General features: G+C 62.6%; 12 protein-coding genes and 1 pseudogene. 5 read left to right on the plus strand and 8 right to left on the minus strand.

Annotation, left to right across the window (positions count from 1 at the left end):
* The first annotated feature begins 142 nt into the window (after positions 1-142).
* The 3 genes and pseudogenes from EY713_RS05880 (at position 143) to EY713_RS05890 (ending at position 3647) form a co-directional block, all read left to right on the plus strand.
* Positions 143-1588 carry a porin gene (locus EY713_RS05880; protein WP_165491044.1) on the plus strand — a complete coding sequence of 482 codons (1446 nt, stop codon included), beginning with the start codon at positions 143-145 and terminating at the stop codon, positions 1586-1588.
* 259 nt (positions 1589-1847) lie between these two features.
* Positions 1848-2279, plus strand: a pseudogene (gene mscL / locus EY713_RS05885) (large conductance mechanosensitive channel protein MscL); the annotation flags it as partial.
* A gap of 174 nt (positions 2280-2453) precedes the next feature.
* Complete coding sequence (locus tag EY713_RS05890) at positions 2454-3647, plus strand: pyridoxal phosphate-dependent aminotransferase (RefSeq protein ID WP_131119326.1); 1194 nt, start codon at positions 2454-2456, stop codon at positions 3645-3647.
* Positions 3648-3712: 65 nt separating this feature from the next.
* Here the strand turns inward: EY713_RS05890 and EY713_RS05895 are convergent, their stop codons facing one another.
* From EY713_RS05895 to hemE, 3 genes are all read right to left on the minus strand, one after another.
* Positions 3713-4630 carry a lysylphosphatidylglycerol synthase transmembrane domain-containing protein gene (locus EY713_RS05895; RefSeq protein ID WP_131119328.1) on the minus strand — a complete coding sequence of 306 codons (918 nt, stop codon included), beginning with the start codon at positions 4628-4630 and terminating at the stop codon, positions 3713-3715.
* Between the two features lie 184 nt (positions 4631-4814).
* Positions 4815-5237: a protoporphyrinogen oxidase HemJ gene (gene hemJ / locus EY713_RS05900; RefSeq protein ID WP_131113988.1), complete on the minus strand. Its 423-nt coding sequence runs from the start codon at positions 5235-5237 to the stop codon at positions 4815-4817.
* A gap of 123 nt (positions 5238-5360) precedes the next feature.
* Positions 5361-6422 carry a uroporphyrinogen decarboxylase gene (gene hemE / locus EY713_RS05905; protein ID WP_131113989.1) on the minus strand — a complete coding sequence of 354 codons (1062 nt, stop codon included), beginning with the start codon at positions 6420-6422 and terminating at the stop codon, positions 5361-5363.
* Between the two features lie 441 nt (positions 6423-6863).
* Between hemE and EY713_RS05910 the strand changes: the two genes are divergently transcribed.
* Together EY713_RS05910 and EY713_RS05915 are read left to right on the plus strand one after the other, a co-directional pair.
* Positions 6864-7700: a pyruvate, water dikinase regulatory protein gene (locus tag EY713_RS05910; protein ID WP_131113990.1), complete on the plus strand. Its 837-nt coding sequence runs from the start codon at positions 6864-6866 to the stop codon at positions 7698-7700.
* Entirely contained in the window at positions 7697-8326 is a 630-nt protein-coding gene (locus tag EY713_RS05915; protein ID WP_131113991.1) for a Maf family protein, read from the plus strand. The genes EY713_RS05910 and EY713_RS05915 overlap by 4 nt, the downstream gene beginning before the upstream one ends.
* A gap of 7 nt (positions 8327-8333) precedes the next feature.
* Here EY713_RS05915 and EY713_RS05920 read toward each other — a convergent pair whose 3' ends face one another.
* The 5 genes from EY713_RS05920 to EY713_RS05940 are packed head-to-tail and all read right to left on the minus strand — an operon-like array spanning position 8334 to position 13381.
* On the minus strand, positions 8334-9692 hold the full coding sequence (locus EY713_RS05920; protein ID WP_245572911.1) for a bifunctional folylpolyglutamate synthase/dihydrofolate synthase: 1359 nt from the start codon (positions 9690-9692) through the stop codon (positions 8334-8336).
* The gene (gene accD / locus EY713_RS05925; protein ID WP_131113992.1) at positions 9670-10563 is read right to left on the minus strand and encodes an acetyl-CoA carboxylase, carboxyltransferase subunit beta; all 894 of its coding nucleotides are present in this window, start codon (positions 10561-10563) and stop codon (positions 9670-9672) included. The genes EY713_RS05920 and accD overlap by 23 nt, the downstream gene beginning before the upstream one ends.
* 28 nt (positions 10564-10591) lie before the next feature.
* Complete coding sequence (gene trpA, locus EY713_RS05930; protein ID WP_131113993.1) at positions 10592-11434, minus strand: tryptophan synthase subunit alpha; 843 nt, start codon at positions 11432-11434, stop codon at positions 10592-10594.
* Between the two features lie 4 nt (positions 11435-11438).
* On the minus strand, positions 11439-12656 hold the full coding sequence (gene trpB / locus EY713_RS05935; RefSeq protein WP_131119333.1) for a tryptophan synthase subunit beta: 1218 nt from the start codon (positions 12654-12656) through the stop codon (positions 11439-11441).
* Between the two features lie 17 nt (positions 12657-12673).
* Positions 12674-13381 carry a phosphoribosylanthranilate isomerase gene (locus tag EY713_RS05940; RefSeq protein ID WP_170314067.1) on the minus strand — a complete coding sequence of 236 codons (708 nt, stop codon included), beginning with the start codon at positions 13379-13381 and terminating at the stop codon, positions 12674-12676.
* Positions 13382-13608: the final 227 nt, after the last annotated feature.

Consider the following 13608-nt stretch of genomic DNA (forward strand, 5'->3'; position numbering starts at 1 on the left):
ACGCTTCGAGCGAATTTCACAAGCCTGTTACAATCGCCCCATAATTCAACGTTTAGCGACCACATCCGGTTCGGACTGGAACAAGAATATGAAAATCTCTAAAGTATACTGGCTTGCTTCGGCAGCTTTACTGACGAGCGCCATGGGCGCCCAAGCCGCTGATCTTCCGTTCCGGAAAGCTGCTCCCGTCGAATACGTGCGGGTTTGCGACGCCTTCGGCGCAGGCTTCTTCTACGTTCCCGGCACCGACACCTGCATTCGCATCAGCGGGCAGATGCGTGCGGAAGAGACGTTCCGTCCCGGCGCCCCGACCAACAACCCCAACGCTTACTCGTACAGCTTGGCCGGCAACGTCTATAAGCGCGACCTGACCAGCTTCCGGGCACGCGGCTACCTCAACGCCGACTCACGGACGCAGACGGCTTACGGCACCCTCCGGGCTTTCGTCTCGTTCCGGATCACCAACGACTCGACCGCGTCGGGAACGACGGGTGGTGGTAAGGCCGTCGGTCTTGGCACACCGGCCCCCAGCACCGGCGCCTTCCAGGGTAACTCGCCGGTCGTGGGCTCGGCTCCGACTCTCGACAAGGGCTTCATTCAGTTCGCCGGCTTCACCGCTGGTCGCGCCCAGTCGTTCTTCGACTTCGATGCCCAGAGCGTCGAATTGCTGACCAACTCGGTCGCCAACTCCAACCAGCCGACCGAGTTGTTCGCCTACACGGCAACCTTCGGACAGGGCTTCTCGGCCACCATCGCGGCGGAAGATCGTAACGAGCGTAACACGGGCGACTCGGGTTTCCAGCAGAACGGCGGCCTCGTCAATGGCGTGCTGACCGCAACGACGCAGCAGCCGAACGCCACCCGCGCCGGTTACCTCGCCTACTCGGGTGAGACCATCCCGGACTTCGTCGGTAACCTGCGTTATGACGGATCGTGGGGTTCGGCTCAATTGTCGGGCGCGTATCATCAGGTCTCGTCGCTTCCGGTGACGCTCGCGGCTCGGACGGTCGCTGGCCCCGCCGGCACCGTCATCCAGCCCGGCGACGCCGATGGCTTCGCTGTCTTGGGCGGCGTCAAGGTCTTGTTGCCGATGATCTCGAAGGGCGACAGCTTCACGGTCCAGGGCACCTACGAACGCGGCGCGATGGATTACGCCAACGCCAACAACTACTTCAACGGCCTGTCGAATATCTACAGCAACAACACGTCGGTCGGCGTGCCGGTCAACGACGCTTTCGTCCGTCCCGATGGCACGATCGCTCTGTCGACCGCCTACGGCGCTTACGGCAACTTCCGCCATTACTGGATCCCGGAAGTGTCGAGCTCGATCTACGGTGCTTACCTCAAGATCGAGAACCCGAAGTCGGCTCAGCGTCTCGGTGCAGGTGCCGATAACGCTCGCATCTTCCAGGTTGGCTTCAACACCATCTGGACCCCGGTCAAGGATTTCCAGATCGGTGCCGAAGTTCTCTACAGCAACATGCAGCTGACGGGTCTCACCACTCTGCTCGACAATCCCGCCACGACCGTTTCGCCGCGTAACCCGGACGACTACCGGGTCCGCGCCAGCGTCCGTCGCGCTTTCTGATCAACACCGGACAGGGCCGCTTCATCGGCGGCCCTGTCTTGGCATCAGGGATGTTTCACTGCGGTGGCGACATCTTGAACAAAAAGCCCGGTCTCGACCGGGCTTTTTTGTGTGTCGCGTTGCCCGTCATCGCTTGTGACGAACCGCGATCTTCGGCACTCTGTGCTTCGACGTTCTGACACGCGTAAAGCCGCCGAGGCCTCGACAGAGACGATTACCATCCATCCGACCGCCACCCCCGAGACCGAGGAGACATCTGATGATCCGGCCAAAAGTGTCGTTCAGTGAAGAATTGAAGCAGTTTCGCGACTTTGCGCTCAAGGGCAATGTCGTCGACCTCGCCTTCGCGGTCATCATCGGCGCGGCCTTCGGCAAAATCGTCGATTCCTTTGTCAAAGACATCATCATGCCGGTCATCGGGCTGTTCGGCAGTGCCGACTTCTCGAATTATTTCCTCCCCCTCAGCCATGGGGTCACCGCCACCAACCTCGCCGACGCTCAGAAGCAAGGGGCCATTCTGGCTTGGGGCAGCTTCGTCACCTACGTGGTGAATTTCGCAATCGTGGCGCTGGTGCTCTTCATCATGATCCGCCTGATCAACACCTTGCGCCGTGAGGAGCCCGCGACGGCCGCCCCACCGCCGCCGCCAAGCCCGGAAGAGGTTCTACTGACCGAAATTCGCGATCTTCTGGCAAGCCGTCAGCCGGGCGCAGCCCAGGCGATGTCCGACTCCGTCGGCGCCGGTCTGTCGGCTACCGGCCTTCCCAGCCGCGGGCAGCCAGACGCCATCCCGCCGGGACGATAGGAACATCACACCTTGAGCAGCGACACACGGGCCACCGAGACCGATGAGGCCGGTTCACCCATCGACTTTACCCGAGGTCTGCGCCCGGAAGCCTTGCTGAGCCCCGAAAGCGGCATCGTCGAGGTCTTCAATTATGGGCGGAACCGGCAAGGCTTGATCCCGCTCTGGGTGGGCGAGAGCGATCTGCCGACACCGAGTTTCATCTGCGAGGCTGCGGCGCGTTCGCTCGAAGCTGGCGAAACCTTCTACACCTATCAGCGCGGCATTCCGGAACTCCGCACCGCGATCGCGGCCTATATGACAAGGGTCTATGGTGGTCCTTACTCGGGGTCGGCCGATCCTTTCCGGCCCGAGCGCTTTTTCGTGACCATTGGCGGGATGCACGCCTTGCAGCTTGCCATGCGGCTCGTCGCAGGCGTGGGCGACGAGGTCATCGTCCCGACCCCCGCGTGGCCGAACTTTCGCGGCGTCGTCGGCGTCTCGGGAGCCACGACGGTGGATGTTCCGATGCATTTCGGCGGCGATCCCCTCGGCTGGACGTTGTCGATCGACGATGTCGAACGGGCCGTGACGCCGCGCACGACGGCGATCATCATAAACTCGCCGTCGAACCCCACCGGCTGGATCGCATCGGCCGCCGATCTCGAGGCTCTTCTGGCTCTCGCGCGCCGTCACGATCTTTGGATCGTCGCCGACGAGATCTATGGCCGCTTCGTCTATGACGGCGAGCGGGCACCCTCCTTCCACGATATCATGCGGCCGGACGATCGGATTCTGTTCGCCCAGACTCTGTCGAAGAACTGGACCATGACCGGGTGGCGGATCGGATGGCTGGAAGCACCGGAATCTCTTGGCCCCTTGATCGAAAATCTCGTCCAATATTCGACATCCGGCGTCCCGGTTCCTACCCAACGCGCCGCGATCGTGGCGATCGAGAATGGGGAGCCATTTTTGCGTCAGCAGGTCGAGCGCGCCAAGACCAGCCGCGATATCCTTTGCGACGCGCTTGCGGCGACCGGACGGGTTCGCTTCGCGCGGCCACAAGGCGCGTTCTATCTCTTCGCGTCGATCACGGGAGAAACCGACATGCGCCGCCTCGTGCTTCGCATGGTCGACGAGGCTGGGCTCGGCATGGCGCCAGGAGGCGCTTTTGGGACGGGCGGAGACCCTTATGTCCGGATCTGTTTCGCGCGGCAGCCCAGCGAAATCGCCGAAGTCGCTCGCCGCTTCGTGGCATGGCTCGGCCGGAGTTGAGCCACCCTCATCATATTGTCGTTAGCGACGCCTTGATGCGGATCCGTCGATGACCCGGGACAGGCTTAGCCCGCGGCTTTTGGGTCAGTTGCCTTCGTGAGCCGCGAGCGCTCGAACAGGATCACGGCGATGATGCCGAAGGCCAGCGGCGCGATGAGGTAGAGCAGCCGGAACACCAGCAAGGCGGCCAGGATATCGGCTTTGGCGATGTCCGGCAGCGCCGTGACGAAGACGAGTTCGAGAACGCCCAGGCCGCCCGGTGCGTGGCTCAGCAAGGCCGCCGAGAAGGACGCCAAAAACACACCGAGAATGATCAGAAACCCCGGATTGTCGGTTACCGGCAAGGCGCAATAGATGATGCCGGCAGCACCGAGCAATTCGAGCGGCCCGGCGATCAGTTGGCGCATCGTGATGTTGAGGCGCGGATAGACGAGCTTAAACGTCCCGATCTGCAATGGTCGCAGATTCAGCGTCGACCCGATGACATAAAGCGCCACGAACGCCAGCAGCCCGCAGCCGATCAGGCGCACGCTGATGTCCGACAAATGGAACAGACGGGCCAAAATATTCGGTTCGATCACGAAGACGAGGCCGCCCAGCAGAGCCGTGCCGAGCGCGAAGGTGAAGGAGCAGAAGGCCACGAGGACACCGACCTCGGACAGCGTCAGCCCTTTGGTCGAGTAAGCCCGATAGCGCACCATGGCGCCGGAGAACATCGACATGCCGATGTTGTGGGACAGCGCGTAGGTCGTGAACGACACGGCCGAGATGAAACCCCAAGGCAATTTGAAGCCGAGATGCGACAGCGCGATCCGATCGTACCAAGCCAGCGCCATATAGGCCACCAAGGTCGAAAGGATCGCGAGCATCCAGCGGCCCGACGAGATCGCCAGGATTGACTCTTCGACGTCGGTGAACGACAGACCGCGCACTTCGCGGAACAGCAGCCATAAGGAGAAGACGACCGCCGCAACGCCGATCATCGGCCAGACGATCGTCGACCACGTGAACCGGGCGATGGTTGGCGGCTGGACCGGCGGTGGCGGCTGAAGATCGAAGTCTACCAAAGGGATCTCGTCGAACGAAGAGCGGGAACAGGTTGATGGCGGTGGATCGAGGCCGATCCCTTGACGACACGCATCGCGACCATGCGGCCGCGCCGCCGCATCAAAATGGTTTGACGATTACCAGGATGACGATGCCGATCAGCAGCACGGTCGGGATTTCGTTGACGACGCGGAAGTAGCGCGACGACTTCACGTTGGCGTCGTTGGCGAAACGCCGGGTACTCGCCGCCAGGAAGCCATGACAGCCGCTCAGCAGCACGACCAGCAGGATCTTGCCGTGCAACCAGCCATCGCGAAACCACCCACCCTCGTAGGCGAGCCAGAGGCCGGTGATCCACACCGCGATCATGGCCGGGTTCATGATGGCGCGCAGCAACCGGCGCTCCATGACCTTGAAGGTCTCGGACTGCGGCGTCCGCGGCCCCGCTTCAACGTGATAGACGAAGAGGCGCGGGAGATAGAGCATGCCGGCCATCCAGGCCACCATGCTGATGACGTGCAAAGCCTTGATCCAAAGGTACATTGACGACAACCCGAAGACATTCGAGGATTGGCGGAAGAGCCGCCCGGTAAATACCGCAGAACCACCGAGGCGCCTAAGCTTTTCGGCTCGACCAAAGGGTCGGGCCGCGCGTCGGCATCGTGGTTATAATCCGGCTCGGACGCGCGCCACGAGATGCTCGACATGGGCGATCGGGGTTTCGGGCAAAATGCCATGACCGAGATTGAACACATGCGGTCGTCCGGCGAAACCTTTCAGAATACGCGTGATCGCATGATCGAGCCCCTCCCCGCCAGCCACCAGGGCGAGAGGATCGAGGTTGCCCTGCAGCGTCAGATTATGCGGCATGACCCGATTGGCCCATTCGACATCGACACTGGTGTCGAGCCCGAGCGCACTCACCTGATCATCCGCGGCTTGGAGCAACTGACGCCCGGTCGCGCGCGGGAAAGCGATGATGCGAATGGTGGGGCATGCAACACGAAGCCGGGTCACGAGCGTTTGCACGGGACGCAGGCACCAGCGTTCATATTCCAGCGTCGGCAGCACGCCCGCCCAACTGTCAAAAATCTGAATGGCGTCGACCCCGGCCGACACCTGGGCGGTCAGATAAGTGACGGAGGCGTCGACAAGGCGGTCGATGATGCGCTGAAACAATTCCGGATGCCGGTAGGCAAACAAGCGGGCTGGCGCCTGATCGGGCGTGCCACGACCAGCGATCATATAGCTCGCGACGGTCCAAGGAGCACCACAGAAGCCTATCAGCGGGGTCGCAGACCCCAGCATGGCCTTGGCGCGCGTGACCGTCTCCAGAACGGGAGACAAGCGGTTCATGTCAATCTCCGCATGCAGCCGATCGACATCGGCTGCATCGATGAGCGGATCGAGCCGAGGACCATGCCCGGTCTCGAACGAGACGGTCTGACCGAGCGCGTCCGGGATCACGAGGATGTCGCTGAAGAGGATCGCGGCGTCGAAGCCAAAGCGGCGGATCGGCTGCAATGTGGCCTCCGAGGCGAGCTTTGGATTGTAGCAGAAATCGAGGAACGAGGGCGCCGTTGCGCGCATCTCCCGATATTCGGGAAGATAGCGCCCCGCCTGGCGCATGAGCCAGATCGGCGGTTTGTCGGCCACCGATCCATCGAGCGTGTCGAGGAACAGGGTGCTCGGGCCACGCGTTAGATTGCCGGATTGAACATGAGACATAAGAAAAGAGAATCCCTTAGACTCTTCTTCTGAGTCTTCTTCTAGGGGGAGGCGTAACCGTCCTCCCGTTTCGTTCACATTTCGTCAACGCTTGTGGCGAGACATAGGCCGCCGCTATGACGCGTCATCGGTCTGTGGAGAATTTAAGAATTCCTTAACGTCTTGCGCCACATGGGACGACCTCGGCATGTGGACAGCAAAAACCCAATCCCCACTGTTCCGTCAAGGTTGCGCCTGAGGCCGGGCTGTGTCCACAGGCTCGGCCGTGTGGACCAAACCGCCTGAGGCTCGGGAGAAGCCGGGAGAATTCCTTCCCCTCGCTGGCGCTGGACTCTACTATCCACAGACCGCCTGATGACGCCGGTATAAGTTCAGCGGGCAGGCCGCGGTACCGTCCCGCAGCGCCAATGTGAGATCGATCGCCGAGGTGGAGACAAAGGTGTGACACGCAGCTATTTCCATCTGCATCTGGTCTCGGATTCGACCGGCGAAACTTTGATCGCGGCGAGCCGCGCCGTCGCGGCGCAATATCAAGACGTGTCCTCGATCGAGCATATCTATCCGCTGCTGCGGACTCGCGCTCAACTCGAACGGGTCATCACCGATATCGAGGCGGCGCCCGGTATCGTCTTGTTCACGCTGGTCGACCCGGAATTGATCAGCCGCCTCGAGGAAGCCTGTCACGAATCGGGCTCACCTTGCCTGTCCGTGCTGCAACCGATCGTCGACGTCTTCCAATCCTATCTCGGCCGGGCCGCGACCTCGCCGCGGCCTGGCGCGCAGCACGTTCTCAACGCGGATTATTTCAAGCGGATCGACGCGCTCAATTTCACCATGATGCACGACGATGGACAGATCTCCGAAGGGCTTGAACAAGCCGACGTGCTGCTGCTTGGCGTCAGCCGAACCTCCAAGACACCCACCAGTATCTATCTGGCCAACCGCGGCATTAAGACCGCCAATATCCCGCTCGTGCCCAACGTGCCGTTGCCTCCCGTGGTGTTCGAGCTCAAAAATCCTCTCGTGGTCGGGCTGCTGGCGTCGCCCGAGCGCATCGTGCAGATTCGTCAGAACCGGCTTCTGTCGCTTCGGGCGGAAGCTGAAACGCCCTATGTGGATCGGATTTCGGTCGCGGAGGAAATCGCGCAATCGCGCCGGATCTTCGCTCAGAACGGCTGGCCGACCATCGACGTCACCCGGCGGTCGATTGAGGAAACTGCCGCCGCTATTATCGATCTGCACAAGGTCCACCGCATGAAATTCATCGCCCAGGCATGACCGAACCTTACTCGCTTTGGCGTGGTGCGCCGCTGGTCCTCGCCTCGGCTAGCCCGACGCGGCGCTTGCTTCTCGAAAGCGCCGGCATTCCGGTCGTGGTTCGTCCCGCCTTGATCGACGAGCGTGCCATCGAGCGTGAGATCGATGACAACTTGTCTGGCGGAGGTATCGACGCGCGGAAGACCGCGACGGCCCTGGCGCGGGCCAAGGCGTTGGCGGTCGTGGCTCCCGGTGCGCTCGTGCTCGGCGCGGATCAGACGCTGTCGCTCGATGGACATGGGTTGCACAAGCCGGCCACGACCGAGGCGGCGCGCCATCAAATCGCGGCGCTGGCTGGACGGACCCATGATTTAAATTCAGCTTTTGTGCTCGTGCGCGATGGATCCGTGGTGGCCGAAGCAGTTTGGAGCGCCCGCCTGACGATGCGGCCACTTTCACCCGCCTTTATCGCGCTTTATGTCGACGCCATGGGAGTGGCCGTCTCGGAGAGTGTCGGCGGCTACAAGCTCGAAGGGCTCGGCATCCATCTTTTCGAGCGGATCGAAGGCGATCAATCGACGATGCTCGGCCTGCCTTTGCTGCCCTTGCTCGCGGCATTGCGCCAGTGCGGTGTTCTCGACGGATAAGCGGTGTTTAGACCGGTGGTGACGCGTTGAGGGTCAGCACTTCGCCGGCGAGATAGAGCGATCCGGTGATCAACACGCGGGGTGACATCGGCCACACCCGCGCCGAGATAGCGTGAAGCGCCGCCAGGATCGTATCGAAGGCACTGGCGCGGAGGCCAGCCGCCACAGCGATATCGGCGAGTTCGGTGGCGGTCCGGCCGTCGTGATCGCCGCCCACCGGCACGGTCAAAACCTCCTGGGCCAAGCCGTTGAACGGTGTCAGAAAGGCTTGCGCGTCTTTGGTCGATAGCATGCCGCAGACGATGACGAGCGGACGGCCGGCTCTCTCTTCCAATTCGGCCATGGCTTCGGCGAGCACGCGCCCACCATCGGCATTATGGCCCCCGTCGAGCCAGACCTCGGCGACATCGCCGAGCGCCTCGACGACGGGTCCGCGCGACAGACGCTGCAGCCGCGCCGGCCAGTCTGCGGTGCTGAGGCCGGTTTCGATCGCCGCGATCGGAAAATAGGGATCGAGCACCCGCATCGTCGCGATGGCGGCGCCCGCATTGATCTGTTGATGGCGTCCGGGGAGGCGCGGCAGTGGCAGATCGAGGAGACCTCTCTCGTCTTCGAAGACGAACCGGCCCCGTTCCTCGCGCGTGGCGAAATCCTGGCCGCCGATCTGAGGCGTGACGCGTAAGCGGTCGGCTTCGCGTTGCAACACCGCGATCGCGTCGGCGCCTTGGGCTGCGATGACGGCGGGAGAGCCCGCTTTCAATATTCCGGCTTTTTCGAACGCGATCCGCTCGATCGTCGTGCCGAGAAATTCCGGATGGTCGATCGACACCGGCGTGATGACGGTCGCGACCGGGTGAGCAATCACGTTGGTGGCGTCGTAGCGACCGCCGAGACCGACCTCGAGCAGCAGGATATCGGCGGGATGGCGGGAGAAGACCTCGATGGCCGCAGCGGTCAGGATCTCGAAAAAACTGATCGACTGGCCAGCGTTGACGCGTTCGCACTGGGCCAGAACGCTCGCAAGTTCCTCATCGGTGATGAGGACGCCGCCACCGACTTCGCCAAGGCGGATACGCTCGTTGAACCGGACGAGATGAGGCGAGGTATAGACATGAACCACGCGGCCCGCCGCTTCGAGCATGGCGCGCATGAACGCGACGGTCGAGCCTTTGCCGTTGGTCCCGGCCACATGGATGACGGGCGGAAGGCGCCGTTCCGGGTGGCCCAGTTCCGCAAGCAGGCGTTCGATGCGGCCAAGCGACAGATCGATCTTCTTGGGGTGCAGAAGCGGCAACCTGGACAGGATCGTGTCCAGGGTCTCGTCCGGTGGCATCATCGCAGCGTCACGCAGCAGCCGCGACATCATCGGGAAGGTCCACTGCGACATGCGGCGGCGTGTTCATCAAGATACCGCAGAGGCGGCCGAGCGTCGCCCGCATATCGCGTCGCGGCACGACGAGATCCACCATGCCGTGATCGCGCAGATATTCCGACCGCTGAAACCCCTCGGGCAGCTTTTCGCGCACGGTCTGTTCGATGACACGCGGTCCTGCAAAGCCGATCAAGGCCCCCGGCTCCGCGATGTGGATGTCACCCAACATCGCATAGGAGGCCGTGACGCCGCCGGTCGTCGGATTGGTCAGCACGACAATATAAGGCAGCTTGGCGGCCTTCAGCCGCCGGACCGCCACCGTCGTGCGCGGCATCTGCATCAGCGAAAACATTCCCTCATGCATCCGCGCGCCGCCCGACGCCGCGAAGAGGATAAAGGAGGTGCGGTTCTTCACGGCATAGTCGATGCCGGTCACCACGGCTTCGCCCGCCGCCATCCCGAGTGTGCCGCCGATGAAGTCGAAGTCCTGCACCGCGACGGTCGCGGACTGACCCTCGATCGTGCCAGCCCCGAGTTTGATGGCATCGACGAGGCCAGTCTTGGTCCGCGCATCCTTCAGCTTGTCGACATAGCGCTTCTCGTCCCGAAATTTTAGCGGATCGAGCGGCACGTCGGGGACGCCGATATCGGTCCAAGTGCCACCGTCGAAGGTCGCTTTAAGCCGCACATCGGCGGTCATCCGCATATGGTAGCCGGAATTCGGCACCACGAAGAGGTTGGCTTCGAGATCCTTATGATGAACCAACTGGCCGCTGTCCGGGCACTTCACCCACAGATTCTCCGGCGTTTCCCGTTTGAGGAACGAGCGGATCTTCGGCGGCACCACGTTCAGCATCCAGTTCATTCATGTCTCCTTGAGTTTGGGCTCTGCGTCAGGCCGCTGTGCTGATGCGGCGGCCGGCTTGGACGCCAGAGGCCAAGCTCCGAACAAACGCAACCGCAGCCGGAACCGTCTCGGTCGTGGCCCGGTCCTCGGCATCGAGGGTCGAAACGATGACCGAGATCAAGGCGGAGCCGACCACGACCCCGTCGGCATGAGACGCCACGGCGGCCGCATCGGCGGGTGTTTTCACGCCAAACCCCACGGCGACCGGGAGGCTGGTGTGCGCCTTGATCCGCATCACGGCCGCGGCGACGCTTGTGTAATCCGGGACCGCCGACCCCGTCACGCCGTTCACGGAGACATAATAGACGAAGCCGGAGGTGTTCGCGATGACGGCCGGCATCCGCTCGTCATCCGTGGTCGGTGTGGCGAGGCGGATGAAATTGAGCCCGGCCGCGATGGCGGGCCGGCACAATTCGTCATCCTCCTCCGGTGGCAGATCGACAACGATCATACCATCGACGCCGGCCGCGACCGCATCGGCGAGAAAGCGCTCGACCCCATGCACATAGATCGGGTTGTAATAGCCCATCAGGACGATGGGGGTTTCGCTGTCGGTCTCGCGGAAGTCACGCACCATGGCGAGTGTCTTGCGGAGCGTCTGCCCGGCCTTGAGGGCGCGAAGCCCTGCGGCCTGAATGACGGGCCCATCCGCCATCGGATCCGTGAAAGGCATGCCGAGTTCGATCACATCGGCCCCAGCGGCCGGAAGCGCCTTCAGCAGCGCCGCCGATGTGGTGAGGTCGGGGTCACCGGCCGTTATGAAACAGACGAGAGCGGCGCGGTCCTGTTCGGCGCAGGCCGAGAAACGTGCGGTCAGACGGGTGCTCATCGGATCACATCCCGCCGAGGTGGTCGGCGACTGTGAAAATGTCCTTGTCGCCGCGGCCACTCATGTTCAGCACCATCAGGTGATCCTTCGGCCGTTTTGGCGCGAGATCGAGGATCGAGGCGATCGCATGAGCTGGCTCCAGCGCCGGAATGATGCCCTCGAGCTTGGAACAGAGTTGGAACGCGTCGAGCGCCTGCTTGTCGGTCGCCGAGAGATAAACGACGCGGCCGATATCCTTCAACCATGAATGCTCTGGGCCGACGCCGGGATAGTCGAGGCCAGCCGAAATGGAATGGCCCTCGAGGATCTGGCCATCGTCGTCCATCAGCAGGTAGGTGCGGTTGCCGTGCAGCACGCCGGGTTTCCCACCCGCCATTGAGGCCGCGTGGGCCGGCGTATCAAGCCCATGACCGGCGGCTTCGACACCGAAGATCTCGACGGCGGCATCGTCGAGGAAGGGGTGGAACAGGCCGATCGCGTTGGAGCCGCCGCCGATACAGGCGATCAACGAGTCCGGCAGTCGACCCTCCTGCTTTTGCATCTGCTCGCGCACCTCGGTGCCAATGACGGATTGGAAGTCGCGCACCATGGCCGGATAAGGCGCTGGGCCGGCGGCTGTTCCGATGCAATAGAAGGTGTCATCGACATTGGTGACCCAGTCGCGCAGGGCCTCGTTCATTGCGTCCTTGAGGGTTTTAGCACCCGATTGTACGGCCCGAACTTCGGCGCCCAGCATTTTCATGCGGAAAACGTTGGGCTTCTGCCGCTCGACGTCCACGGCGCCCATATAAACGATACATTCGAGCCCAAAGCGGGCGCAGACCGTCGCGGTCGCGACGCCATGCTGACCAGCGCCCGTCTCGGCGATAATCCGGGTTTTGCCCATGCGCCTGGCCAGCAAAATCTGCCCGATCACATTGTTGATCTTGTGAGCGCCGGTGTGGTTCAGGTCCTCGCGCTTGAAATAGATTTTGGCGCCGCCGCAATAGTCGGTGAGGCGCTCGGCGAAATACAGAGGCGACGGACGACCCACGTAATGCGTGTGGAGATCGGCGGTTTCGGCCTTGAAGCCGGGATCGTCCTTGAACCGAGCATAGGCGCCCTCGAGTTCGAGGATGAATGGCATCAGGGTCTCGGCCACGAAGCGGCCGCCGAACACTCCGAACCGGCCATGCTCATCCGGGCCGTTCCTGAAGGAGTTCGGCATCCCTTGCGCGTTCATTCGTTCCTCCAGAAGCGTCATCGTGGTTCTCGCGGTAAAGTTGCGTCCGCGCGAGTCACGGGAGACTCGGCCATCGACGTCGCGGCACGACGCACCGCGAGCACGAAGGCGCGAATCTTGTCGGGATCCTTGCGGCCGGGGCTGCTTTCAACCCCCGACGACACATCGACGCCCGGCGCCCGCGTCAGTCGCAGCGCAGTCTCGACGTTGCCGAGCGACAATCCCCCGGAAAGCATAAACGGAACCTTGAGGTCAAGACCACTCAGCAGCGACCAATCGAACGGGACCCCATTGCCGCCGGGCAGGTTGGCCTGCGGCGGCGGCTTGGCGTCAAACAAGATCATGTCGGCGACATCGCCATAGGCCTGGATCTGTGCGAGGTCGCTCCGGGTCGACAGGCCGATCGCTTTGATGACCGAACGTCCCGTTCGTGCCTTGATGGCGGCCACCCGTTCGGGCGTTTCGCGACCATGCAGTTGCAAAAGATCGGGCGCGACCTGCTTCATCAAAGCATCGAGCGCCGCGTCCTCAACGTCCACCGTCAAAGCCACGATTTCGGCGCGTCCACGCGCCTGCTGGGCCAATTGTCGCGCCACGTCATGCGTGACATGCCGCGGGCTTCTGGCAAAAAACACCAGACCGACGAGATCGACACCCACCTCGAGGGCGACCTCCATGGTCGGCGCCGTCGACAGGCCGCATATCTTGATCAGCGGCGACAGCATGACTCGCGACGACTCCGAAGGGTTGAGGGTGACCTCGCTCACGAGACTTGGCTCATGAGCATGGCCGCATTGATCTTATATGGGACGGCCATAGTGGCGTCCAAGGTGGTGGCCGACGCCGTTTTCGTGCCGCAAGGTCAAGGAGACGAGCCGACCTCCAAACTTCGCTAGACCATTACGGTTTAATCGCGTCTGTTACGGCAATCGTTTACCTTGCTGCCGCAATG

The sequence above is a fragment of the Lichenihabitans psoromatis genome (assembly GCF_004323635.1).
GTDB lineage: Bacteria > Pseudomonadota > Alphaproteobacteria > Rhizobiales > Beijerinckiaceae > Lichenihabitans > Lichenihabitans psoromatis.

Bases quoted from the DNA above. Each gene is read 5' to 3' on its own strand.
- EY713_RS05880 (WP_165491044.1), top strand. From the start codon at position 143: ATGGGCGCCCAAGCCGCTGATCTTCCGTTCCGGAAAGCTGCTCCCGTC.
- EY713_RS05895 (WP_131119328.1), bottom strand. From the start codon at position 4,630: ATGATCGGCGTTGCGGCGGTCGTCTTCTCCTTATGGCTGCTGTTCCGC.
- hemJ (WP_131113988.1), bottom strand. From the start codon at position 5,237: ATGTACCTTTGGATCAAGGCTTTGCACGTCATCAGCATGGTGGCCTGG.
- hemE (WP_131113989.1), bottom strand. From the start codon at position 6,422: ATGTCTCATGTTCAATCCGGCAATCTAACGCGTGGCCCGAGCACCCTG.
- EY713_RS05915 (WP_131113991.1), top strand. From the start codon at position 7,697: ATGACCGAACCTTACTCGCTTTGGCGTGGTGCGCCGCTGGTCCTCGCC.
- EY713_RS05920 (WP_245572911.1), bottom strand. From the start codon at position 9,692: ATGATGTCGCGGCTGCTGCGTGACGCTGCGATGATGCCACCGGACGAG.
- accD (WP_131113992.1), bottom strand. From the start codon at position 10,563: ATGAACTGGATGCTGAACGTGGTGCCGCCGAAGATCCGCTCGTTCCTC.
- trpA (WP_131113993.1), bottom strand. From the start codon at position 11,434: ATGAGCACCCGTCTGACCGCACGTTTCTCGGCCTGCGCCGAACAGGAC.
- trpB (WP_131119333.1), bottom strand. From the start codon at position 12,656: ATGAACGCGCAAGGGATGCCGAACTCCTTCAGGAACGGCCCGGATGAG.
- EY713_RS05940 (WP_170314067.1), bottom strand. From the start codon at position 13,381: ATGCTGTCGCCGCTGATCAAGATATGCGGCCTGTCGACGGCGCCGACC.